Raw genomic sequence first — 23,766 nt, forward strand, 5'->3', positions numbered from 1 at the left:
CTTTTGGTTACTTTTGGGGCTCCTTTCCAAAAGTGACCCGCTGTAAGAGCGGAACCCATATCAGCCATCACCCAAATAACGGATATGTACCCAGCGCCCCCGCGACAACCAAAGAACTCAACCCATAAAAAGATGTGTAGATACCTATGCCGCAATAGCGGTGGGTCAGACCGCAAAGCTGTAACTGACAGACCGCTATCACAGCCAACCCAGCTCCCACATTCAATCTCCATTGTTGGTGATACCGAGTCACTCAGCAAAACTGCGATCAAAGAAATACAATTCCCCAGGCTTCAGATTCTCCACCGTCGCCTGGGGCCGGCCACCTTCGCCTTGTTTCTTGCGGCCCGTTTCACGCAAATACCCCGCCTCAGTCAGCTTCAGCAAACGCTGACGAATACTGGTCTTCAACACCGGCCGCGCCAGCACCCGCGAAAAGATCGTGGTCGCTTGCGGCGCGCTGAACTCATGCCCCAGAAACATCAACGGCAAGTTGCTGTACAGCGATTTGGAAAACAGTCGTTCCTGCACCGCCGCCACGATCAGGTTGTGATCGAACGGCAATTTGATACTGCCATCGGCCACCGCATTCAGCGAAAACCAAGCCTGATGCTCACTCAAAACCACTTCTTCGGCCACGATCGCCAGGTAGTAGGTGGACGACGACCAGCAGCGCGGGTCGCGAAACGCATCACCCACCGTGCCCACTTGCTCACTCCAGGCCAGCTCAAAACCCACCTTGTCGCTGGCCCGCAAACGCTCCACCGCATCCTTGAGGCTCAGATCTTGCACGCCGCCGTTCACCACCACGCCCGGTAATGCCCAATGCCCGGCGAACGGCTCGGCTTCGCGCTTATTCAGCAGCAGTTTCAATTCCCCCGAGGCGCGGCAGTAGAACAACACGCACAGGTCGACGGTGTGGAGGTAGGCGCTAAGTGGCATGTGGAATCCTTCTGAACAGCGGTGGGGCACAGTCTAACGGATCGAACAGATATGTCATGTACCTGCTCCAGGATGGATAACCAAATGTTTCTTGCAATGAAAGTACATGACGTGTACTTTTGTTTCCAGGCCACCGGAGAACCACCATGACCCTCTCGAAAACTGCCATCGCTTCATTCGACGTCGACGCCCAGAAGAGCTTCACGCCACTGTGCCCCAACGAATTGCCGGTGGCGGGCGGTGACCAGATCGGTGCCGAACTCAACTACATGGCCAGCTTGGGCGGCCGGCGTGTCGGCAGCAAAGACGCGCACACCCCACATGCACCGTGGGTGGTCACGCAGCATAGCGAGATGCTGCAACCCACCGGCCTTGCCCACGCCGATGTCACGTGGGTCAGCCACTGTGTGCCGGGCACTGAGGGTTTTACCCTGCTGGACGAACTGCCCACCCCGTATGACTACGACTACTTCATCTGGAAAGGCGTCGAACCCGACCTGCACCCATACGGCGCCTGCTACCACGACCTGCACGACAAGTTGTCCACGGGCGTCATCGAGTACCTGAACGCTCAAGGCGTGCGTCGCGTGATCGTCGGTGGCCTGGCCCTGGATTACTGCGTCAAGACCACCGCCCTGCAACTGCTCAAGGCTGGCCTGGAAGTGGTGCTGCACCTGCCGGCCTGCCGAAGTATCAGCGAGGAGGGCGGCGTACAGGCGGTGAATGAGTTGCTCAAGGCCGGTGCCTGCATCAGCAGCACCCGCGAAGAACTGTCCGCGATGGCCACGCGTTAAGGAGAAACACCATGGAAAGTGCCTACGACTACGAATCCCCGGTGATCCAGGGCTTGCTCGACACCGACTACTACACCTTCACCATGATGCAGGCGGTGCTGCACCAGCACCCGAATGTCGACGTGGAGTACAACTTCATCGTCCGCTCCAAGGAAAAGCTCGGCCACTTGATCCCGCAGCTGCGCGACGAGCTGGAAAAACTCGCCAGCCTGCAGATGCGTGAAGGCGAATTGCGCTTTCTGTTCAACCCACGCTTTCGCGAATACCTGACCCCGGACTACGAACGCTTCCTCGGCCTGTTCCGCTTCAACCTGCGTTATATCCACGTCAGCGAAGTCGACGGCCAACTGAATATCCGCGTGGTCGGCCCGATGCTGCACTGCATCATGTTCGAACAGCCGGTGCTGGCGCTGGTCAGCGAACTGCGCAACCGCGACAAATACCCCGACGTGACCTTGGAGGACGTTACCCGCAAGCTCTATCAGAAGTTCGACTGGCTGGAGAAAAACCTCAGCCGCGACGAGCTCGCTGACCTGCGCGTTTCCGACTTCTCGACTCGCCGGCGCTTGTCGTTCAAGGCCCAGCGCGAAGTTATCGATATCATGCGCCGCGATTTCCCCGGCCAGTTCATCGGCACCAGCAACGCACATTTGGCCTATGAGTTCGACCTGCCGCTGATCGGCACCATGGCCCACCAATGGCTGATGGTGCACCAGCAACTGGGGCGCCTGCGCGAGAGCCAGAACGCCGCGTTGGAAAACTGGGTGCGTGAATACCGTGGCCGTCTCGGCATCGCCCTGACCGACTGCATCAGCACCGACTTTTTCCTCAAGGACTTCGACCTGTACTTCGCCAAGCTCTACGACGGTCTGCGCCAGGACTCCGGTGACCCTATCGTCTGGGCCGACAAAGTCCTGGCCCGCTACAAAGAATTGGGCATCGACCCGATGACCAAGGACCTGATGTTCTCCGACGGCCTGAACTTCGAGAAATGCCTGCCGATCCTGCGGCACATCCGCGGCAAGGCCAAGTTCGGTTTCGGCATGGGCACCAGCCTGGCGTGCGACGTAGAAGGTGTCGAGCCGCTGAGCATCGTGATGAAACTGGTGCGGGTGCACGGCGAGCCGGTGGTGAAGTTTTCTGATGACCCGATCAAGAACGTCTGTGAAGACGCCTCGTTTTTGCAGTACGCGGCGAAGGTGTTTTCTGTGGGAGGGGACTTGCTCCCGAAAGCGGTGGGTCAGCACTGACTGTGTTGACTGATACTCCGTCTTCGCGAGCAAGCCCGCTCCCACAGGTCAATGCAGCCAACAAAGAGGTGTGACATGCAAGAACGTATCGCGCGGGAACTGAATATCGACCGCGAGCTGGTCAAGGGCGGCGAGCCGCAGGAGATTCAGCGGCGCATCGACTTCATCAAGACCACCTTGCGCAACGCCGGCTGCAAGGCCCTGGTGCTGGGCATCAGTGGCGGTGTGGATTCCCTGACAGCCGGCCGTCTGTGCCAGTTGGCCGTGGAGCAACTGCGTACCGAAGGCTACACCGCGCGCTTTATCGCCATGCGCCTGCCGTATAAAGCCCAGGCCGACGAGCGCGATGCCCAGGCCGCCCTGGGCTTTATCACCCCGGACCACATCGATACCCTGAACATCGCCGCCAGTGTCGACGGCTTGATGGCGAGCCTGACTGCCACTGAAGCCAGCGCCGCGCAGGTCGACTTCATCAAAGGCAACGTCAAGGCCCGCACGCGGATGATCGCGCAGTACGCCGTGGCCAACTTGCACAACGGCCTGGTGGTCGGCACCGACCATGGCGCCGAAGCGTTGATGGGCTTCTTCACCAAATTCGGTGACGGCGCCTGCGACCTGGCACCGTTGTCGGGCCTGACCAAAACCCAGGTGCGGCTGTTGGCTGCATCGCTTGGAGCCCCGGCCAACCTGGTACACAAACCACCTACCGCCGACCTGGAAGAGCTGGCGCCGGGCAAGTTGGACGAGCAGGCCTACACCTGCACCTACGCCGAGATCGATGCCTACCTGATGGGCGAAACGGTGAGTGAGCGCGTGAAGGGAATTGTCGAAGGGGCTTACAGCAGAACAGCGCACAAGCGCGCCTTGCCCATCGGCCCACGCTGAATCAACGGCTCTGGTTTTGCTGCGTCAGCTCAGCTTCCAAGGCTTCAAGAAATACTTTCACGCGCCGGGGCACAAAGCGCCGGGTCGGGGTGATGGCCCACACGGCCAACTGCTCCATGGAGACGTCCTGCAACTGCACTTGGATCAGTGAGCCCTCTTGCAGTTGTGTGTACACATCCAGATAGGTCAACATCGCCAGCCCCAAACCCCGCAGTGCTGCGGTTCTGACGGCATCGACGCTGGTGGTCTGCAATCGCCCGGCCACGCGCTTGCGGTACAGCGTGCCGTCTTTTACCAGCGGCCAACGCGGGATGGCCTCCAGCAGCAGGCAGTCATGGCTGTCCAGGTCGTCGGCAACGCGTGGGGTGCCGCGCCGTTTCAAATAGTCGGGCGCCGCGCAGATCACGCGCGGGTTGGCCGCGACCTTGCGAGCGACCAGTTCCGAATCGACCAAGGGTGCAATGCGCAGCGCCAAGTCAAACCCTTGGGCAACGATATCGACCACACGGTCGCTGACATTCAGGTCAACCCGCAGCTCAGGGTGTTGCGCCAATAGGCGCGGTAATACCGCCAATACGATGGTTTGGCCGAACACGCTGGGCGTACTCATGCGCAACATGCCCGTGACTTTGCCCGAGGTTTGACTGAACTCGCCAATCGCACTTTCTTCGGCTTCACTCATGGTTTGGGCATAGGGCAGCAGGGCTTCGCCTTCTGCCGTCAACGACACCGAGCGTGTGGTGCGGTGAAACAGGCGCACGCCAAGCTCCTCTTCCAATGCGGCCAGCCGTCGCGAGACCTGCATAGGCGCGATGTCCAGCTGTCGAGCCGCGGCGGAGAGGCCGCCGGTTGCGTGCACAGCGAGGAAAATTCGCACATCGGAAATCAGCATTGTTATATCCGTATTGGTTATAGCGCCTTCACTGTGCGTGTGATTGATCCGCGCAGTGGCCTGCGTAAGCTGGAGTTCATTCAAGTCTTAGCCAGAACAGCCCAAGGTAAACACTCAATGACCGGCTCCAATCAAGCTATCTTATCTACATGTGTTATTAAAAATGTGCAATTGAACAACCGATTGGCGGTCGCACCGATGACCCGCGTAAGCGCCAGCGAAGACGGCGTGCCCACCGAGGCCATGCGGCAGTACTACCTGCGGTTTGCCAAAGGCGGCTTTGGCCTGGTCATCTCCGAAGGCATCTACACCGACCAAGCGTTTTCCCAGGGTTACCGGTATCAGCCAGGCCTGGTCGATGACCAGCAGGCACTGGCGTGGGCCGGTATTACGCGAGCGCTGCAACAGCAGAGCACAAAAATGTTCGCGCAGTTGATGCACGCGGGTGCCCTCAGCCAAGGCAACCGGTTCCGCGACCATACCGTCGCGCCGTCGGCCGTGGTGCCGGCCGGTGAGCAAATGGCTTTTTACTTCGGCGAAGGCGGCTACCCGCAGCCCCGGCCAATCAGCGATGCGCAGATTGACGAAGTGATACAAGGCTTTGTCCAGTCGGCTTCCCGTGCGGTGCACATCAGTGGGTTTGACGGCATTGAGATCCACGGTGCGAACGGGTATTTGCTTGACCAGTTCTTGAACGCCCACACCAACCTGCGCACTGATGATTGGGGCGGGAGCCTGGAGCGTCGCCTGACCCTGCTGGTGGCTATCGTCAAAGCAGTGAAGGCTGAGGTCGGTGGCGCGGTGCCTGTGGGCATCCGTATTTCGCAAGGCAAAGTGAACGACTTCTTTTACAAGTGGCCGGGTGGCGAAAAAGACGCTCAGGTTATCTTCAGTTCATTGGCTGAGGCTGGCGCGGACTTTATCCACGTGACCGAACACGAAGCCTGGCAGCCGGCCTTCGCCGATGGGCAAGACTCCCTGCTGGCACTGGCACGGCGTTACGCGCCGGGCGTGCGCCTGATTGCCAACGGCAGTTTGCACAGCTTGACGCGGGCCAATGGCGCGTTGCAAGACGGCGCGGACCTGGTGGCCCTGGGGAAGGGCGCCCTCAGCAACCCGGACTTGCCACAGCTGTTCGAATCGAGGGGCGAACCGAGGCCGTTCGACGGGGCGATCCTGGGCCCGATTGCCAATATCAAGGGCAGCGAGCTGGCTTTTGGGGAGGCACTTTGAACGCCTTCCTCAAGTGTGCGTGCATGGCGATCGCCGTTGCCTCAGCACCGCTGGTGTCTGCCGCGCAAACCGCGGCTCAGCACTTGCCGAGCGTGCAGTACGAGGAGGGTCAGTTGCCGCTGGCATGGTCCAGCGGTGCAGCAAACTGCGCGGCTACCAGTGAGGATTTTCAGGTTCACGCCTACAACGATAACCTCTACATTTTGCGCGAGTCAGGCTGCGTCAATGCGGAAAAACCGTTCCTGTACCTGTTGTTCGGTGAGGACCGCGCCTTATTGTTTGATACCGGCGCGGGCAGTGACACGGACCCGTCCACCGGCAGGGTTCCGGATGTGGTCGGTGCCGTCGACAAGGTCATCAACCAATGGCTGGCGAAGCACAACCGACGCTCGCTGCCGCTGGTGGTCGCCCACCTGCATTCGCATGCGGACCACACCTGGGGCGATGCCCTGTTCGTCAAACGGCCCAACACCACCTTGGTCAAGCCGGGCGATGTTGAGGCGCTGAAAACCTTCTTCGGCATCGCCAAGTGGCCGCAGCAGGTGGGCACTTACGACTTGGGTGGTCGTGTGCTCGACATCATCCCGATCCCCGGGCATGACGCCACTAGCATCGCCGCGTATGACCGCCAGACCGCCGTACTGCTGACGGGCGACTCGGTTTACCCAGGCCGCATCTACGTCAATGACGCCGACCCGCAAGTGACGCAGGACAGCCTGCAACGGTTGGTCGACTTCACCCGTACCCGGTTGGTCGCCCACGTATTGGGCTCGCACATCGAGCAGCGCGCGCCCTATGCCGATAACCCCAAAGGCCAGCACTACGCGCCCCAGGAAATGGGCCTAGCGCTTGGCCGTGCGCATTTGCTGGAGATGCTCGAAGCCGCCAAGCTGCGAACCGGGCAAGGTGACCAGAGCCGGATTACCCAAAAAGCCTATCGCGACTTCACGCTCTGCGGGGTGTACCCCGCGTGTGCGCCGGTCAATGTGCCCGTGCAGAAGGCGGGTAAATAGCGAAGCGTTGCGAGTCTTCCTTGCGGTGGAAGGCTCGGTCTTTTAGGTCCAACTACCGCTCAATCGAGCGACTCCAGCGCGCATTCCACTCCGGCCGCGCCTGGTTGACCTGATCCCAATCAATCGAAATCGCCGTCTGCAAGTAACCTTGCATCGCCTCCACCCGCGCGCGGGTTTTGTCGGTGGTGGGCGTGGTCGGGTTCGACGGGATCTGGTCGCCTTCTTCCAGCGCCGGCGCCTGGGCTTGCGCGGTCAGCAAAAACGCTGCGAGCTTTTGCGCCAGTTCCGGCTGGTCATTACGCGCAATCACACACTCGGCCACGTTCAGCACCACTGCGCCTTCCTTGGGTTGCGCATATTCCATCGGGATGCCGAGCAGTTTTTGCGTGGTGACCTGGGTCGGGGTGAGAGGGAAGATTGCGGCTTCGTCGGTTTGCACCATTTCGGAGATCTTCGCCGAGCTGGCGATGTATTCCAGTACGTTGGGGCCGATGGTTTTTGGCCAGGCCTTGAAGCCCGGCTCCACGTCTGTTTCAGAGCCGCCCTGGATTCGGTTGAACATCAAAAAGCCGTGCAGGCCAAAGGTGGAGGAGGCCAGGGATTGGAACACCACCTTGTCTTTGAATCGGGGGTCGGCCAGGTCCATCCACGAGGTAGGCGCGGCCCAGCCTTTTTCCTTGAACATCTTGGCGTTGTAACCCAGGCCGGTGACGCCCAGGGTCACGGCCACGGCTTCATCCTTGATCTTCGCCTTGGCCGGGATCTGCTCCAGGGGCGCGCTGGGCGCGAGTTTGTCGCACAGGCCCATGGAGATGGCGCGGTACATGATGCCGTCGTCCAGAAACATCACGTGCATCTGTGGGTTGTCTTTGTTGGCCTGGACCTTGGCGAGGATGTCCGACGAGGTGCCGGGCACGATTACCACCTTGACGTTATTGGCCTTTTCGAACGCGGGCAGCACCTTGTCGGCGTACACCCGCTCCATGGTGCCGCCGTTCATGCCCAGGTACAGCGTCGGCGCGGCATGGGCGGTGGTCGCGAGCAACGCGAGGGTCAAGCAGGACAACGCGATACGTGTGTGCATGGGGTTTTTCCTCTCAGGCTTGGAAACGACGGATGGAAAACGCTTCGATGGGGCAGCGGCTGGCCCCGCTGCAGACGATCTCTGCCAGGGCTTCACCGACCGCGGGGCCGAGCTGGAACCCGGCACCGGCAAAGCCGAAACCGTGGAGCAGGCCAGGTTGGGTGCTGCTGGGGCCGATCACCGGTTCATGATCGGGCAGGTAACCTTCGGTGCCGCTCCAGGTGCGAATGGCCTGGGCACCTTTGAGAAACGGGTACAACTCGCCGGCGTTGCGCAGAATCTCCAGCACCGCCGTGTGCCCTGGACGCGCTGTCAGCGGGCCAAGGGCAAAGCCACGGCCGCCGCCCAGGATGCAATTGCCACGGGCGACTTGGCGCGCATAAATCCCGCCGCCTTCAACGCCCGTGCTGACGTTCATCACCACCGGCAGCGGCTCGGTCACCAGCATCGCCGGGTGCGCGGCAGTCATCGGCACGGGTTCGCCAAACTGTGCGGCGACGGTGCCGGCCCAGGCACCTGCGCAGTTGAGCAGCCACGGCGCGTGCAGGTGCAGGCCGTTGGCGCAGTGCACGTGGAATTGGCGGCTGTCATGCTCGATGCGAATCACGTCGGCCTGCTCGTAGACCGAGGCGCCGAGTCGCCGCGCTGCACGGGCGAAGGCGGGCGAGACCAGGCGTGGGTTGGCGTGGCCGTCTTCGGGGCACAGCGAAGCGCCGACTGCGATATCGCCCACCCAAGGGAACCGTGCACGTAATTGGGCGTAGCCCAACAGTTGCAAACCCAGACCAAAGCCACGGGTTTGCTCGGCATAGGCTTGCAACGCGGCAAAATCCGCATGACTGCGCGCCAGCTTCAAATGCCCGGAGCGCACGTACTCACCGTCGATGCCGATCAACCCCGGCAAGTCGGCCCACAGCTGATGAGCGCGCTGCGACAATGGCAACTGATGCAACGGCCGCCCCTGACGGCGCACGCCACCGTAGTTGACGCCACTGGAATGCGAGCCACAAAAGTCCCGCTCCACCAAGGCCACGCGCTGGCCTTTCTGCGCCAGCATCAAGGCTGCCGAAGCGCCGACGATGCCGCCGCCCAGTACGATCACGTCGATCATGGCTGCACCTCTACACCAAACGGCAGCGGCTTGATCGGTGCCTGGCCACGCAGGCGGCCGACGTGTTCAATCCCCCGCCCACTGCGTTCGGCCACGATTTCCGCTGCCGCCAGCCCGCACATACGGCCCTGGCAGCGGCCCATGCCGGCCCGGCAATGGGCTTTGACCCGATTGATCTCCCAGTGACCTTCATCCACCACCGCGCGCACCTCGCCGACGCTGACTTCTTCGCAGCGGCACAGCATCAGCTCATCCGGCGCCTGCGCGGCCCACTGTTCAGGAAAAGGGAAGGCGGTTTCCAGGCCATGGCGAAAGCGCTGGATGCCTGCCAGTTTTTGCTCCAGCACCGCCGCGCGGCGCTGGTCGATAGCAATGCCGCAATCCTCCAGCACCGTCAGCGCCGCGCGCTCACCGGCGATCTGCGCGGCATCCGCGCCCATGATCCCGGCACCGTCGCCGGCTAAGTAAACGGCATTGACGCTGCTGCGTCCGGCGCTGTCGCGCTCCGGCAACCAGGCGCGGTTCAAGCTGTTCCAGGCAAATTCACAGCCAAGCAAATCCGCCAGTTGCGTTTCGCTGCGCAAGGCATGGGCGAAGGCCACGGCATCGCAGTGCACTGTGTGCTCGCCCCAACGAATGCCCTTGACCCGTTGCTCGCCGTCGATCTGCGTCAGCGTTGCGCCCTGATGCACGGGAACCCCGTGGGCCGTCAGCCAGGCGCGGTAATACACACCTTTGGCCAAGGTCGCAGGTTGTCCCAGCAATGCAGGCAAGGCGCGGCATTGGGCGCTGAACGGGGCGCTGTCGAGTACCGCGACCACCTCGGCTCCAGCCTTGGCGTATTGGTAAGCCACCAGATACAGCAACGGCCCGCTGCCGCAAAACGCCACGCGCTCACCGATGGCGCAGCCCTGATACTTCAAGGCGATTTGCGCCGCGCCCAGGCTGTAGACACCCGGCAAGGTCCAGCCCGGCACCGGCAGGATGCGGTCGGTGGCGCCGGTGGCGACGATGATCTGCGCGTAGTCGAGGCTCTCGGCGCGGCCGTTGTTCAACATGTCCAGGCGACCGTCCTCGGCGTTCCACACCAGGGTTTCGGGCCGGTAGTCGATCAAAGGCGCGAGCGCATCCATTGTGCGGTGCACGGCCTCGGCCTTGCTGGCCTCAAAGCCATACAGTTGTTTGGCCGAGCGCTGGAAGTTGGCCGGTTGGCGCCGGTAAATCTGCCCGCCGCCACGCAGGCTTTCATCCACCAGGCACGGCTTGATGCCATGGTCGAGCAGGGTGCGCGCCGCGCTGATTCCTGCCGGGCCTGCGCCCACGATCACGATTGGCTTCATGCTTGGCGCCCCGGGTCACGGCTGATTGCCTGGCCTTCTTCTAATAGCGTCGAGCAGGCCCGCACGCGGCGCCCATCTTCAAGCCGTACCCAGCAGTCCTGGCAAGCGCCCATCAGGCAGAAACCGGCGCGGCGTTCGGCGCTGAAATCGCTGCCGCGCAGGTGCTCGGCGCAGGTCAGTACGGCGGTCAGCACGGTGTCGCCGAGCAAGCCGGTGGCCGGTTGGCCGTCGAGGGTGAAGGCCAGGGCGGGGCGCTGGGTTTCGGCCAGTCGTTTGAACAGCGCCATCAATGTTTCCCCACCAGCACGCGGTCCAGGCCGTAGACCCGGTCGAGCAGAATCATGGTGGCTGCGGTCAGCGCAATCACCAGCGCCGACACCGCCGCCATCATCGGGTCGATGGACTCGGTGGCGTACACGTACATACGCACCGGCAGGGTTTGCGTGGCCGGCGAGCTGACGAAGATCGACAGGGTCACTTCATCGAAACTGTTGATGAACGCCAGCAACCAGCCGCCAGCCACACCGGGCAAAATCATCGGCAAGGTGATCTGGCGAAACAGCGTAAAGCGGCTGGCACCCAGCGACTCCGCCGCTTGTTCGGCACTGCGGTCAATGCCAATCGCCGCCGCTAATATGAGGCGCAGCACGTACGGGGTGATGATCACCACGTGGGCGAGCATCAGCCAGATAAAGCTGCCATTCACGCCCATCAGCGCAAACAAACGCAGCATCGCCACACCCAGCACCAGGTGCGGGATGATGATCGGCGACAGGAACAACGCACTGAAAAAGTTGCGCCCGGGGAATTGATACCGGCTGATCGCCAGGGCCGCCGGCACTGCGATCAGTGTCGCCAACGTGGCGGCGGTAAACGCCAGGATCAGGCTGTTATAGAACGCCTGGATAAAGTCGGCACGCTCGAATACTGCACGAAACCAGCGCAGGGAGAAGCCTGAGGTGGGCAGGCTCAAGGTGTTTTCCGGGGTGAAGGCCACCAGGCACACCACCACCAGCGGCGCCATCATGAACAGCACCACCAAACCATGAAAGCCGAGGGCCAAAGGACCGTTTCTGGACATGCGCTTAAACCCCCAGGGACTTTTTGTAGCGGCTTTCGACCATGCGGTTCCAGCTCAGCATGATCAGCAGGTTGACCAACAGCAGCACCACCGCGATGGTCGCGCCCATGGGCCAGTTGAGTTCCGAGAGGTACTGGTCGTACACCACCGTGGCGACCATTTTCAGGCGGCGCCCGCCGAGCAGGCCGGGGATCGCAAACGAGCTGGCGGCCAGGCCGAACACAATCAAGGTGCCGGATAACACGCCAGGCATGACTTGCGGCAACACGATCTTGCGCATCACCGTGGCCTGGCTCGCGCCCAGCGACAGCGCCGCCTGTTCTGCCGACGGGTCGAGCTTTTGCAGCGAGGTCCACACCGGAATAATCATGAACGGCAGCATCACGTGCACCAGCGCGATGATCACCGCAAACGGCGTGTACAACAGTTTTACCGGACGCCCGCCGAGGGCCTGGATCACTTGGTTGACCAGCCCGTCGGCGCCAAGCAGCAGGCTCCAGCCAAAGGCGCGCACCACCACCGAAATCAACAGCGGCGTGAGGATCAGAATCAGGAAGATCGAGCGCCACGGCGTGCCCATGCGGCTGAGGATGTAGGCCTCGGGCACGCCGATCACCACGCACAGCAAGGTCACCAGCGCGCTGATCCAGAAGGTGCGCCAGAAGATCTCGTAGAAGTAAGAATCACTGAACAGCGACAGGTAATGCGCCAAGGTCCATTCATCCGCCTTCACGCCCACTTGGTAGTCGAACACGTTGAACGACAGCACCAGGGTCATTACCAGCGGCAGAATCAACAGCCCGGTAAACAGCGCCAGGGCCGGCAACGACAACAGATAACCCCGACTCATGCGCGCACCTCATCCACCGCCAACACGCGCAGCAAGCCGGCGTGCCAGTCCAGGCCCACGGCAGCGCCGCAACCGAGCGGCGCGCTGCCGTCATTGCTGCGCACCACGGTGATTTCGCCTAGGGTGGTGTGGATGCGGTACAGCCACTGGCTGCCGAAGAAGTAGCTGTCCAGGACCTTGCCTTGCACGCGCCCGCTGCCGGCGTCCACCAAGGTGATTTTTTCCGGGCGCAGGCTCAGGGTCAGCTCGCCGTCGCCGCTGGCGTGGCGCACTTGCGGGGCGCCGAATTCGTCGTAGTCGCCCGGCAGCAGGTTGGCTTTGCCGACGAAGTCCGAAATGAAGCGCGTGCGCGGGTGTTCGTAGAGTTTGTAAGGCGCGTCGATCTGGGTCACGCGCCCGGCCTGCATCACCACCACGCGGTCGCTGATGGACAAGGCTTCGGCCTGGTCGTGGGTGACCATCAAGGTGGTGATGCCCACGGCGCACTGGATGCGGCGGATTTCAAACTGCATTTCTTCACGCAGGTTGGCGTCGAGGTTCGACAGCGGTTCATCCAGCAGCAACACCGGCGGTTCGATCACCAGCGCGCGAGCCAAGGCCACACGCTGGCGCTGGCCGCCGGACAGCTCACGCGGGTAACGCTCGGCGTGTGGGGCCAGGTGCACCAGGTCCAGCACGGTTTTGACTTTACTGGCGATCTCGGCGGCCGGCACTTTGCGCATCTTCAAACCGAAGGCGACGTTGTCGCGCACAGTCATGTGCGGGAACAGCGCGTAGCTCTGGAACACCACGCCCAGGCCACGGCTGGCGGGTTTGGCGTGGGTGATGTCGCGCCCGTCGAGCAGGATCTGCCCGCCGCTCACGTCGACGAAGCCGGCGATCATTTGCAGGGTGGTGGTCTTGCCGCAGCCCGAGGGGCCGAGCAGGGAAACGAACTCGCCTTTTTCTACCGCAAGGTCAGTGGCGACCACCGCATCGACGGCGCCGTAGCGTTTGCTCAAGGCGTTGAGTTGGAGAAATGCCATGTCTGCGTTCCACCTTTTTGAGTCGCGTCGAAACGCGCTTTTTTGTTTTGGGCAGATGCGAAAGGGTGTTGCGGGTGCGTTGGCGCTCGATCTCGAGTCGGCTGCCATTTGTTGTTCATTTCGCCCCTGTGGACGCAGATTAGGACGAAGACTAGGATGGGCGAAAGATGGAATTTCACTGAATGAGTAAGTATTTTAAGATTTATTCACTCACCGGAATTTACAAAGAGATTGGGTGTTATGGATTCCACTGAGCGAAATGATGGCGGTAAAGAAGTCGGGGCGGGCAGCGTGTCTCGTTTGTTCGCGCTGCTGCGAACCCTGGGTGAAGTGCCCGAGGGCGGCGAACGGGTCACCCAACTTGCGCAACAGGTCGGCCTGTCCCAGCCCACCACTCACCGCCTGTTACGCAGCCTGATGGACGAAGGCATGGTCGAGCAGGACGCACGCAGCAAGCGCTATCGCCTGAGCCTGGAGTTCTTCGCACTGGCGGCGAATGCGGGCAAGACCGGCAACCTGCGCGACCTGGTGCGGCCGAGCATGTTGCGCCTGAGTGCTTCATTGGGCGATTCGTTGTTCCTGTTGGCGCGCAGCGGCTTTGATGCGATCTGCCTGGACCGCAGCGAGGGACCGTATCCAATCCGCACGTTTACCGGCGATATCGGTGGGCGTGTCGCGTTGGGTGTGGGGCAGGGCAGCCTGGCGATTCTGGCGTTTTTGCCGGAGGAGGAGCGTGAGACGGTGATCCGCTACAACTTGCCTCGGCTCAAGGATTTTCACTTGTATGACGAAGTGCTGCTGCGTTCGGAAGTGGAGAGCGTGCGTAACCTGGGGTACGCAGCGCGTAACACCGGCGTGCTGGAAGGCATGGCCGGGCTGGCGGTGCCTATTCTCAATCGGGATGGCCATGCGGTGGCGGCGTTGAGTGTGGCGACCATCAGTGACCGCTTGGGGCCGAGCCGGTTGCCGATGGTGGTGGAGTTGCTCAAACGCGAGGCCGCGGCGATTGGGCCTAGGATTAATCCGTTTGATCCAACGTTGCGCAGGCCTTCACAAACCTTCGGGGGGTAACTTATCTGCCTGCCAGCTCCCACAGGTTCATAGGTGGCGGCCTTTAGAGGTTTCACCACAATAACCTTGCATGCTGCCAGATAATGGCTAATATAACCCGGGTAAAACAAATAACACCCGGGTAATAAATCATGCCGACGCTAAACGCTCCTCAGTGCACTGTCTTCTTCCGCCACCAACGCGTGGCGGCCGGTACCTATTCGGACGTGGCCGATACCCTGGCAGGTCTGGACCTGCCGGCGGGCACCTTCCTGGTCTTTGATGACGCCACCGGCACCCAAGTCGATTACCCCTGGCCCAGTGGTTATGCGCCTGAGCAACCTGCGCAGGCGTCAAGCGATGACGAGCCTCCCTCGGTCCCCTCGGTTGGGCGCCCAAAGCTGGGCGTGATCGCGCGCGAAGTCACTCTGCTGCCGCGCCACTGGGAATGGCTGGGCCAACAACGCGGCGGCGCCTCGGCAGCCTTGCGCCGGCTGGTGGATGAAGCACGCAATGCCAATGCCGCACGTGATCAGGCGCGCCAGGCCAAGGAAGCCAGCTATCGTTTCATGAGTGCCATTGGCGGCAACCTGCAAGGTTTTGAAGACGCCTCGCGGGCACTGTTCGCTGAGGATGCGGCGGCCTTCGCCAACAAGATCGCGCATTGGCCTAACGAGGTGCAGACGTACCTGGCCTGGTTGTCGCGTAATGCGTTCCCCGTCTAACAATAATTCCGGGACTCGAACCACCATGCCAGTCACCCAACAACGGCCGTTGTGGCAGATCTACCTGATCTTTCTGGCACCGATGGTGCTGTCCAATTTCCTGCAAAGCTTTTCCGGCACCCTTAACGGCATCTACGTCGGGCAAATGCTCGGCACCCAGGCGCTGGCGGCGGTGTCGGGGATGTTCCCGATCGTGTTTTTCTTTATCGCTTTGGTGATCGGCCTGGGGGCGGGTGCTTCGGTACTGATCGGCCAGGCCTGGGGCGCCCAGGAAACCGGATTAGTCAAGGCGATCACCGGTGCGACGTTGACCTTGGGCGCGTTGGTGGGGTTGATCGCGGCCGTGCTCGGCGGCCTGTTCGCGCGCCCGGCGCTGCAGGCGTTGGGTACACCGATTGACGTTCTCGACGATGCCGTGGGCTATGCCCAGATGATGATGCTGATCATGCCGCTGCTGCTGGTCTTCATCCTCTACACCCAGTTGCTGCGTGGCGTCAGTGACACAGTTTCGCCGCTGCTGGCGCTGATGGTCTCGACCCTGGTCGGCCTGTTGCTGACCCCGGCGCTGATTCGCGGCTGGATCGGCCTGCCGCCCATGGGCATCCAGAGTGCGGTGTACGCAGGTTTGGTCGGCAACGCCTCGGCGATGCTGTTTCTGATAGTGCGCCTGCGCCACAAAAAACACGTGATGGCGCCGGACCGCGAACTGCTCGCCGCCTTGCGCCTGGACCGGGCGATCCTCGGCAAAGTGCTGCGCATCGGCCTGCCGACCGGCTTGCAGATGGTGGTGCTGTCGTTGTCGGAATTGGTCATCCTCGCCTTGGTCAACAGCCACGGCTCCCAAGCCACGGCGGCGTATGGCGCGGTGACGCAGATCGTTAATTACGTGCAGTTCCCGGCGTTGTCGATTGCGATCACTGCGTCGATTCTCGGGGCCCAGGCGATTGGCGCCGGGCGCCTGGAGCGGATCGGGCCGATCCTGCGTACGGGCTTGCTGATCAACACCTGCCTCACCGGTGGCTTGATCGTGCTCGGCTACCTGCTGTCGCACTGGCTGCTGGGGCTGTTCATCACCGACGACGCGGCGCGGCTCAATGCCGAGCACCTGCTGCACATCATGTTGTGGAGCATCCTGGTGTTCGGCTTCCAGGCGGTGGTGGGCGGGATCATGCGCGCCAGCGGCGTGGTGCTGATGCCGGTGGCGATCTCTATTTTCTGCGTGCTGTGTGTTGAACTGCCGATGGCGTACATGCTCAACGCGCACTTTGGCCTTGAAGGCGTGTGGATGGCGTTTCCGGTGACCTACCTGGCGATGCTGGCGCTGCAGACCGCTTACTACCGATTGGTGTGGCGGCATAAGCAGATCGTACGGTTGGTGTAGCGGGGCTTATTGCTTCAAGCCGCGCAGCAGTAGCTCCAGGCCCTGCAAGCCTTCTTCCAGCCGCGCGCCCGGGTGCTCATCCCGGGCGATCCACAGCGCGGTGTTGACCAAGCTGCCATTGATCAACTGCGCCAGCGCAACGCTGGGGCCTTGCGCGATGGTACCCGCCTGCATCAAGCCCTCAAGCAGTTGGCGTAGTGACTCTACACAGTGTTGTTGAGCGCCTGTATCGCCGAGCACGGCTAGCGCATCCTGCAACACAATGCGTTGGATTTCCGGGTCCTGCGCCATGCGCAAATAGGTGCGGCAGCGTTCACAAAAGCCGTCCCAAGGGTCCTGGGCCTGATCGCTGATGAGCTGCAAGCGCGCGTCCATTTCGCTGTCGAGCTGGGCAACCACCGCCGCTAACAGGCCTTTCTTGTCACCAAAGTGGTGGTACAACGCCCCACGGGTCAGGCCGGCGCGTGCGGTAAAGTCGTCCATCGACGTGTTGGCATAGCCCTGCGTGGCGAAGGCCTGGCGGGCGCTGGCGATCAGCCGGGCGCGGGTGTCTTCGATCATTTCGGCACGGGCTCGGCTCATAGGTAAGGCTCGCGATGAGTGTTTGAGTGATTGACATACGCTGCGTATGTTACGCATGATTTGCCACATACGCACCGTATGTATGTTGCCTTGATGACTGCAGATAGCAAGTTTCAAGGCGCTGAGGAAGAGGTCAAGCAGGATGGCAAACCCCTACGCCGAGTTGTTCCAGGCCCCAGGCAGTCGGGCTTTTGTATTGGCCGGCATGCTGGCGCGCATGCCGATATCGATGGTCGGTATCGGCCTGATCACCATGCTTTCGCAAGTGCATGGCGGCTATGGCCTGGCGGGCGCGGTGGCAGCGGTGTTTGCCTTGGCCACGGCGTTTTGCGCGCCGCAGGTTTCGCGGTTGGTGGACCGTTATAGCCAGGGCAGGGTGCTGCCGCTGGCGGCACTGATCGGCGGCGGGGCGTTGTTGCTGTTGCTGTTATGCACCCGGCTTCAGGCGCCGAGCTGGACATTGTTTGTGTTTGCCGCTTTGGCCGGTTGCATGCCCAATATGTCGGCCATGGTGCGGGCGCGCTGGACCGAGTTGTATCGGGGACAACCCAAATTGCAGACCGCGTTTGCCCTGGAGTCGGTGCTCGATGAGGTGTGTTTCATTATCGGCCCGCCGATCTCGGTGGGCCTGAGCGTGGTGCTGTTCCCGGAGGCCGGGCCGTTGGTAGCCGCGCTGCTGTTGGCGGTGGGCGTGACCACCTTCGTGCTGCAACGCGCGACTGAGCCGCCAGTGCATGAACACCACGGCCATCACGGTCGCTGGCTGATCGCCTCACCTTCGGTGCTGATCCTGATGACCCTGCTGCTGGCCATGGGCGTCATCGTTGGCGTGGTTGATGTGGTCAGCGTCGCCTTTGCCCAGCAGCAGGGTCAGCCGGCGGCGGCGAGCATCGTGCTCTCGGTGTATGCCATCGGCTCGTGCCTGGCGGGGTTGGCCTTTGGCACACTCAAGCTCAAGGCCTCGTTGCCACGCCAGTTCCTGTTCTGCGGTGTGGCGACAGCGTTGACCACCTTGCCGTTGCTGCTGGTAAACCATATTCCCGGGCTGGCCGTGGCGGTGTTTATTTCCGGTCTGTTCTTTGCACCTACGCTGATCGTGTCCATGGCCCTCGTGGAACAGGTCGTCCCGCCCAGTCGCCTCACCGAAGGCATGACTTGGCTGATCACCGGCTTGAGCATCGGCGTGGCTATCGGTGCGGCCAGCTCGGGTTGGATGATCGACCAGTTTGGCGCCACCAGCGGGTTCTGGGTGGCGTTGGTGGCGGGCGCGGTGGTGCTGGGCTCAGCGTTGCTGGGCTATCGGCGCCTGGGTTGAGAGCAGGGCCGTCAGGGCCTGTTTCTGATGGCCGAAACGCGCGGCAACGTAGGCCTCCAGTAACCGGATAAAGTCTTCGGCGATGGTTTGGCCCTTTAGCGTCATGACCCGTTCGCCATCCATATAGACCGGGGCCGAAGGGTGTTCACCTGCACCAGGCAAAGAGATGCCGATGTCGGCCAAGCGACTTTCCCCGGGCCCATTGACCACGCAGCCCATGACGGCCACTTGCAGGCGCTCGACCCCGGGGTACTGGGCGCGCCACAGCGGTGTCTGTTCGTGCAGAAAACCTTCGATGCGCTGCGCCAGTTCCTGGAAAAACACACTGGTGGTGCGCCCGCATCCTGGGCACGCCACCACCTGTGGCGTAAAAGCGCGCAGACCCATGGTTTGCAGGATCTGCTGGGCCACGTGGACTTCCTGGGTGCGCTCACCGCGAGGTGGTGGTGTGAGGGAAATGCGCAGGGTGTCGCCGATACCTTCCTGCAGCAGCACGGCCAGCGCGGCCGTCGACGCGACGATGCCTTTGGAGCCCATGCCGGCTTCAGTCAACCCCAGGTGTAAGGGAAAGTCACAGCTCGCCGCCAAGTTTCGATAGACCGCAATCAGATCCTGCACATGGCTGACTTTGGCCGACAACACGATATGGTCCGCAGGTAACCCGACTTCAACCGCCCGCTGGGCGTTGTCGAGCGCCGAAACCACCAACGCCTCGCGCATCACCGCGTCGGCCGCCAGTGGCGTGGGGAGGGCGGCATTGGCATCCATCATGCGTGCCAGAAGGTCCGAGTCGAGGCTGCCCCAATTGACTCCGATGCGCACCGGCTTGTCATAGCGGCAAGCGACTTCGATCATTTGGCAGAATTGCTCATCGCGTCGTGAACCCTTGCCGACATTGCCGGGGTTGATCCGGTACTTGGCCAGGGCCTGGGCGCACTCCGGGTAAGCCGTCAGCAGGCGATGGCCGTTGAAGTGAAAGTCGCCCACCAGGGGCACTTCAACAGTACGTCGATCCAGCAATTCGCGGATGGTCGCCACTTGGGCGGCGGCCTCATGACTGTTGACGGTGATGCGTACCAGCTCCGTGCCCGCGCGGGCCAGACTTTCCACCTGGGCCGCGGTGGCTTGGGCATCGGCGGTGTCAGTATTGGTCATGGCCTGGACCACGATCGGCCCGTCGCTGCCAAGGTTGAGTGTGCCGATCTGCACCTGGCGGGTGACGCGACGCGCAATGGGGACGTTCATGGCAGTGCCTCCTCTGGCTTATTGCCGGGCAATCAGTCCGGGAGGCAGGCGAAACTGCACATGCTCTTCGCGCCCTGGCAAGGTCTGGATGTGCAGCGGGGCAAACCGTGCCAGGGCAGCGATCACGTCCTGTACCGAGACCTCCGGGGTTGAAGCGCCTGCGCTGATCCCAACGCTCATTTCTGGTGTAAACCATCGGGTATCCACCTCACTGCCGTCGCTCACAAGGTAGCTGGGCGTGCCGCTGTCGTTAGCCTGCTTGCACAAGGTTGTGGCGTTTGCGCTGTTGGCGTTGCCGACTACCAGCAGCACATCCACTTGGGCGCAGAGCTCACGTACGGCCTGTTGGCGGTTCTGCACCGCATAGCAAATATCGCGGGCGTCGGGCCCGACAATGTTGGGATAGCGTTGCGTCAGGGTTTTGACTACGGTGCGGGTATCATCCACGCTCAGCGTGGTCTGGGTGAGGTAGGCCAGTAGGGTATCGGCAGGAAAATCGAGGGCCCGGACCTGTTCGACGGTCTGAATCAAGGTGATTGGCGCGTCTACCTGGCCAAGGATGCCGATGACTTCCGGGTGCCCGGGTTCGCCGATCAGGATCAATTGATAACCTTTCGCGGCGTATTGGCGGGCGTGGTTATGCACCTTGGTCACCAGCGGGCACGTAGCATCGACCACTTGAAGTTGACGCTCTAACGCCTGGCGTTCCACTTCACGCGCCACCCCGTGTGCGCTGAAAATGGTCAGGGCACCGACCGGCACGCGCTCCAGTTCGTCGACAAAAACGGCACCTTGGTCCCGCAGTGTCTGAACCACATGGCGGTTGTGCACGATTTCGTGGCGTACGTAGACCGGTGCGCCGAATTGCTCCAAGGCCTGCTCGACCGTATCGATGGCGCGCACGACGCCGGCACAGAAACCTCGCGGTTGGGCCAGGATAATGTTCATGCTTGTGCACTCGCCAGTGTGTCGCAGGGCGACGGGTACCCCAGCTGTTGTTCATGGGCGAACCGGTGTATCGAATGCGCGATACCGAGGGCGTCCAGGCCGTAATGGCTCAACAGCTGCTCGGGCGTACCATGTTCGATAAAGTGGTCGGGCAACCCCAGTTGCAGCAGTGGAGGGCGTATATTCTGGCTGGCCAGGCACTCCAGGCAGGCCGACCCTGCACCCCCCATGATGCAGCCTTCTTCGACGGTCACCAGCCAATCATGTTCGCGCGCCAGCGTCTGGATCAAGTCACGGTCCAGGGGTTTGATAAAACGCATGTTAGCCACCGTAGCGTCGAGCAACTCTGCAGCTTCCAACGCTTGTTGCGTCATTGAGCCAAAGGCCAGGATCGCGATGCGTTTCCCGTAGGCCTGGGTGCAGGCGCGGCGGATCTCGCCTTTACCCATCGGTAGTTCGGTCAGCTCGGGTGAAGGTGAGATACCGCTGCCCGAGCCTCGTGGATAACGCACCGCGCACGGGCCCGGTTGTTGTACTGCGGTGTGCAGCATCTGCCGGCATTCCTGCTCGTCGGCCGGCGCCATGATGGTGAGATGAGGGATGCAGCGCAAATACGCGATATCGAAGGCGCCCATGTGGGTGGCACCATCGGCCCCCACGATGCCAGCGCGATCAATGGCAAACACCACAGGCAGTTGCTGCAGGGCGATGTCATGGATCAGTTGGTCATAACCTCGCTGCAGGAACGTCGAGTAGATCGCCACCACTGGTTTCAGGCCTTCGGCGGCCAGCCCGGCGGCGAAGGTCAGCGCATGTTGCTCGGCGATTCCAACATCGAAGTAGCGCTCGGCAAAACGTCGTTCGAATGCGACCAGGCCTGAGCCTTCGCGCATGGCCGGGGTGATCACCACCACTCGCGGGTTACGCTCGGCTTCATCCGCCAGCCACTGGCCAAATACCTGCGTATAGGTGAGCGCACCCGCAGCCGCAGGGTGAATCCCCTCTATCGGGTCGAACTTACCCGGCCCGTGATAGAGCACCGGGTCAGTGGCTGCCGGGCCATAGCCATGGCCTTTTTCGGTGACGATATGCAGCAACTGCGGCCCACGGCGGGTTTTCAGTTCACGCAGGGCGGTCACCAGTTCATCGAGGTTATGCCCGTCGATGGGGCCGTTGTACGCAAGGCCCAGCGCCTTGAACAGGCCGGCGTCGTGGTCGCCATTGCGGTCTGCGGTCAGGGCGCCCAGGTGTTCGCGCAGCCTGCCCACCGAGGGCGAGATCGACATGTCGTTATCGTTGAGAATCACCAGGAACGGCAGGTCGCGGAATACGCCCGCATTGTTCAGCGCTTCAAAGGCCATGCCGCCGCTCAGGGCGCCGTCGCCGATCACTGCAATGCAGTGGCGCGACTGCCTGAGGGTGCGAGCCGCGAGGGCCATACCCAGCGCGGCCGAGATCGAGGTGCTGGCATGCGCTGTGCCGAAGCAGTCATAACAGGACTCACAACGGCGCGCAAACCCCGAAATTCCGCCAAATTGGCGAATCCCGCCCATCTCCTTGCGGCGTCCGGTAAGGATCTTGTGGGCATAGGACTGATGCCCGACATCCCAGATAATTCGGTCATCCGGAGTGTTGAACACGTAATGCAGGGCAATGGTCAGTTCTACGCTGCCCAAGTTGGCCGAAAGATGGCCCCCTGTAGCGCTCACGCTTTGCAGAATAAAGCCCCGTAGTTCATCAGCCAGCGGCCCTAGGGCGGCGGACTGCAAGGCCCTTAGGCGCGAAGGGCTGTCGACGGTGTCGAGGAGTTCGAACATGGCAGGATTTCCTCAGCGGTACGAGGCTTCAGGACGTCGTCACGCTGTGCGCACATTGAATGGCATGGGCCATCGAGCGCTGGTCTGCATCACTGTCGAAAAGCGCTGCGCGATAACGAGAGGTATCGATCTCCAACCAACGTTGATGGCCGCTTATCCAATGCATCAAGCCGTCAATGTAGTACTTGAGGGCGGGGCTCGCGTTGACAAGAAGTTGGTTTGAATGTTGAGTGAAGTTGTTTATTTCAGTGCGTATTTTATCCGCAGTTATATCAATACCTTCTTGCAATGTATGGCCTTGACCCGCCAGCAGAGTGACCATGTTTTCATGCAGTCCAGTTTGTTTGAGTTCAGTGCTCAAGCTAAAAATGTCATTGGTCAAACTGACGATGGTATTGGTACTGTCTTCGAGTTGTTCGATCTCGGCAGAAAATCGCACTTCGCCTTCCAGAGGTAAGGGGCTGGCGGCGTCGACCAGGGCCATCGCGGGAATCATGCCGCTGCCATGCCGCCGGAGACAGCGGTACTGGCGCAGCGTCACGGGTTCACTATTTATATGTGCCAGGATCTGCAGTGCGACGCCGCCATAAATCATGCGTGAACCATTGGCGAAGTGGGCAAAGCGCTCCGCGTCCAGGTGTCTTCTCAACCGTTGGCAGATATCCAGCAGGGCGCGCTCGCCGAATTCGGGCTGCCGTTGGGCAGTGTTCAGGTCAAGTACGTCGATAATCGCGGTGATATGGGCCACGGTGCGGGGTGATGGGACCTGCGCGCAGTCGAAGAACAAATAGTCTACCAGAAACAGCCAGGCGATGTAGTCGGCGATGGTGTTCAGTAGTTCGAGTGGGGCGGTGGGGTAACAGCGCGCCGCCAGCCAACCGTAACGGCACCTGACTGTGTGGGCGCGAAGGTTGCTGTTGGGCATCAGTTGGTGTTTCTCGACCCACTCGATGACATGGTTTTCTACTACTTGCGCATGCGGCGAACAGGCATCAGGCCACTTAAAAGAGAAGACGGGAAGGGACAGCGATTCGTTCATAGCAAGACTCCGAAGTGTCTACGCCATTGGACGGTACTGCGGACCAAGGATAGAAGCGCAAAAAAGTAGTAGGTAGAAGTTATATAACTTAGACGCTGTGGCGCAAAAAACAACCTGTCGGTTAGTTTGATTTGGAATTGAAGTGTTTGGGAAAGGCGATAGGC

General features: G+C 61.5%; 23 protein-coding genes. 9 read left to right on the forward strand and 14 right to left on the reverse strand.

The features are described 5' to 3' along the window. Nucleotides 1-249 precede the first annotated feature (249 nt). Entirely contained in the window at nt 250-942 is a 693-nt protein-coding gene (locus ACI77I_RS12060; RefSeq protein ID WP_263273298.1) for an NUDIX hydrolase, read from the reverse strand. Nucleotides 943-1,088: 146 nt separating this feature from the next. On the opposite strand from ACI77I_RS12060, the gene ACI77I_RS12065 reads away from it, so the two are divergent. From ACI77I_RS12065 to nadE, 3 genes are all read left to right on the forward strand, one after another. Beyond that, nucleotides 1,089-1,736 carry a nicotinamidase gene (locus tag ACI77I_RS12065; RefSeq protein ID WP_406997623.1) on the forward strand — a complete coding sequence of 216 codons (648 nt, stop codon included), beginning with the start codon at nt 1,089-1,091 and terminating at the stop codon, nt 1,734-1,736. Nucleotides 1,737-1,747: 11 nt separating this feature from the next. Next, nucleotides 1,748-2,986 (forward strand): nicotinate phosphoribosyltransferase, encoded by a 1,239-nt coding sequence (gene pncB, locus ACI77I_RS12070; RefSeq protein WP_263273296.1) that lies wholly within the window; start codon nt 1,748-1,750, stop codon nt 2,984-2,986. A gap of 75 nt (nt 2,987-3,061) precedes the next feature. Next, on the forward strand, nt 3,062-3,871 hold the full coding sequence (gene nadE / locus ACI77I_RS12075; protein ID WP_242150363.1) for an ammonia-dependent NAD(+) synthetase: 810 nt from the start codon (nt 3,062-3,064) through the stop codon (nt 3,869-3,871). Between the two features lies 1 nt (nt 3,872). On the opposite strand, the gene ACI77I_RS12080 is transcribed toward nadE, so the two are convergent. Continuing rightward, entirely contained in the window at nt 3,873-4,763 is an 891-nt protein-coding gene (locus ACI77I_RS12080) for a LysR family transcriptional regulator (protein WP_406997624.1), read from the reverse strand. 117 nt (nt 4,764-4,880) lie between these two features. On the opposite strand from ACI77I_RS12080, the gene ACI77I_RS12085 reads away from it, so the two are divergent. Together ACI77I_RS12085 and ACI77I_RS12090 are read left to right on the forward strand one after the other, a co-directional pair. Next, the gene (locus tag ACI77I_RS12085) at nt 4,881-5,996 is read left to right on the forward strand and encodes an NADH:flavin oxidoreductase (protein ID WP_406997625.1); all 1,116 of its coding nucleotides are present in this window, start codon (nt 4,881-4,883) and stop codon (nt 5,994-5,996) included. Nucleotides 5,997-6,019: 23 nt separating this feature from the next. Next, nucleotides 6,020-7,009 carry an MBL fold metallo-hydrolase gene (locus ACI77I_RS12090; protein ID WP_406997627.1) on the forward strand — a complete coding sequence of 330 codons (990 nt, stop codon included), beginning with the start codon at nt 6,020-6,022 and terminating at the stop codon, nt 7,007-7,009. A gap of 52 nt (nt 7,010-7,061) precedes the next feature. Here ACI77I_RS12090 and ACI77I_RS12095 read toward each other — a convergent pair whose 3' ends face one another. Genes ACI77I_RS12095 through ACI77I_RS12125 form a run of 7 tightly spaced genes read right to left on the reverse strand, consistent with a single transcriptional unit; the run spans nt 7,062 to nt 13,500 of the window. Continuing rightward, the gene (locus ACI77I_RS12095; protein ID WP_094952036.1) at nt 7,062-8,093 is read right to left on the reverse strand and encodes an ABC transporter substrate-binding protein; all 1,032 of its coding nucleotides are present in this window, start codon (nt 8,091-8,093) and stop codon (nt 7,062-7,064) included. Nucleotides 8,094-8,106: 13 nt separating this feature from the next. Further along, nucleotides 8,107-9,204: an NAD(P)/FAD-dependent oxidoreductase gene (locus tag ACI77I_RS12100; protein WP_406997628.1), complete on the reverse strand. Its 1,098-nt coding sequence runs from the start codon at nt 9,202-9,204 to the stop codon at nt 8,107-8,109. After that, nucleotides 9,201-10,544 carry an FAD-dependent oxidoreductase gene (locus ACI77I_RS12105; RefSeq protein WP_406997630.1) on the reverse strand — a complete coding sequence of 448 codons (1,344 nt, stop codon included), beginning with the start codon at nt 10,542-10,544 and terminating at the stop codon, nt 9,201-9,203. Before ACI77I_RS12105 ends, ACI77I_RS12100 begins: the two co-directional genes overlap by 4 nt. Next, a complete protein-coding gene (locus ACI77I_RS12110) occupies nt 10,541-10,831 on the reverse strand; it encodes a (2Fe-2S)-binding protein (protein WP_094952033.1) in 291 nt (96 codons plus the stop codon). The genes ACI77I_RS12105 and ACI77I_RS12110 overlap by 4 nt, the downstream gene beginning before the upstream one ends. After that, a complete protein-coding gene (locus ACI77I_RS12115; protein WP_406997632.1) occupies nt 10,831-11,625 on the reverse strand; it encodes an ABC transporter permease in 795 nt (264 codons plus the stop codon). Before ACI77I_RS12115 ends, ACI77I_RS12110 begins: the two co-directional genes overlap by 1 nt. 4 nt (nt 11,626-11,629) lie before the next feature. Beyond that, nucleotides 11,630-12,475, reverse strand: coding sequence for an ABC transporter permease (locus ACI77I_RS12120; protein WP_242150340.1), 846 nt, complete (start codon nt 12,473-12,475; stop codon nt 11,630-11,632). Beyond that, complete coding sequence (locus ACI77I_RS12125; protein ID WP_406997634.1) at nt 12,472-13,500, reverse strand: ABC transporter ATP-binding protein; 1,029 nt, start codon at nt 13,498-13,500, stop codon at nt 12,472-12,474. Before ACI77I_RS12125 ends, ACI77I_RS12120 begins: the two co-directional genes overlap by 4 nt. Before the next feature lie 240 nt (nt 13,501-13,740). Here ACI77I_RS12125 and ACI77I_RS12130 point away from each other — a divergent pair, with 240 nt between their 5' ends. From ACI77I_RS12130 to ACI77I_RS12140, 3 genes are all read left to right on the forward strand, one after another. Further along, nucleotides 13,741-14,571 carry an IclR family transcriptional regulator gene (locus ACI77I_RS12130; RefSeq protein WP_242150337.1) on the forward strand — a complete coding sequence of 277 codons (831 nt, stop codon included), beginning with the start codon at nt 13,741-13,743 and terminating at the stop codon, nt 14,569-14,571. A gap of 131 nt (nt 14,572-14,702) precedes the next feature. Next, entirely contained in the window at nt 14,703-15,275 is a 573-nt protein-coding gene (locus tag ACI77I_RS12135; RefSeq protein WP_406997635.1) for a DUF2239 family protein, read from the forward strand. Between the two features lie 25 nt (nt 15,276-15,300). After that, nucleotides 15,301-16,656: an MATE family efflux transporter gene (locus ACI77I_RS12140; protein WP_094952027.1), complete on the forward strand. Its 1,356-nt coding sequence runs from the start codon at nt 15,301-15,303 to the stop codon at nt 16,654-16,656. Nucleotides 16,657-16,662: 6 nt separating this feature from the next. Here ACI77I_RS12140 and ACI77I_RS12145 read toward each other — a convergent pair whose 3' ends face one another. Then, complete coding sequence (locus tag ACI77I_RS12145) at nt 16,663-17,238, reverse strand: TetR/AcrR family transcriptional regulator (protein WP_406997637.1); 576 nt, start codon at nt 17,236-17,238, stop codon at nt 16,663-16,665. Nucleotides 17,239-17,380: 142 nt separating this feature from the next. Between ACI77I_RS12145 and ACI77I_RS12150 the strand changes: the two genes are divergently transcribed. Beyond that, the gene (locus tag ACI77I_RS12150) at nt 17,381-18,553 is read left to right on the forward strand and encodes an MFS transporter (protein WP_094952025.1); all 1,173 of its coding nucleotides are present in this window, start codon (nt 17,381-17,383) and stop codon (nt 18,551-18,553) included. Here the strand turns inward: ACI77I_RS12150 and ispG are convergent. Genes ispG through ACI77I_RS12170 form a run of 4 tightly spaced genes read right to left on the reverse strand, consistent with a single transcriptional unit; the run spans nt 18,521 to nt 23,602 of the window. After that, nucleotides 18,521-19,798 (reverse strand): flavodoxin-dependent (E)-4-hydroxy-3-methylbut-2-enyl-diphosphate synthase, encoded by a 1,278-nt coding sequence (gene ispG, locus ACI77I_RS12155; protein ID WP_406997638.1) that lies wholly within the window; start codon nt 19,796-19,798, stop codon nt 18,521-18,523. The genes ACI77I_RS12150 and ispG overlap by 33 nt on opposite strands. A gap of 18 nt (nt 19,799-19,816) precedes the next feature. Continuing rightward, nucleotides 19,817-20,746, reverse strand: coding sequence for a 4-hydroxy-3-methylbut-2-enyl diphosphate reductase (gene ispH / locus ACI77I_RS12160; RefSeq protein ID WP_406997640.1), 930 nt, complete (start codon nt 20,744-20,746; stop codon nt 19,817-19,819). Next, complete coding sequence (gene dxs / locus ACI77I_RS12165; protein ID WP_406997641.1) at nt 20,743-22,563, reverse strand: 1-deoxy-D-xylulose-5-phosphate synthase; 1,821 nt, start codon at nt 22,561-22,563, stop codon at nt 20,743-20,745. Before dxs ends, ispH begins: the two co-directional genes overlap by 4 nt. 28 nt (nt 22,564-22,591) lie before the next feature. Then, nucleotides 22,592-23,602, reverse strand: a complete 1,011-nt coding sequence (locus ACI77I_RS12170) for a terpene synthase family protein (RefSeq protein WP_406997643.1) — start codon at nt 23,600-23,602, stop codon at nt 22,592-22,594. Nucleotides 23,603-23,766: the final 164 nt, after the last annotated feature.

It is taken from the genome of Pseudomonas sp. D47 (assembly GCF_045447305.1).
Taxonomy (GTDB): domain Bacteria; phylum Pseudomonadota; class Gammaproteobacteria; order Pseudomonadales; family Pseudomonadaceae; genus Aquipseudomonas.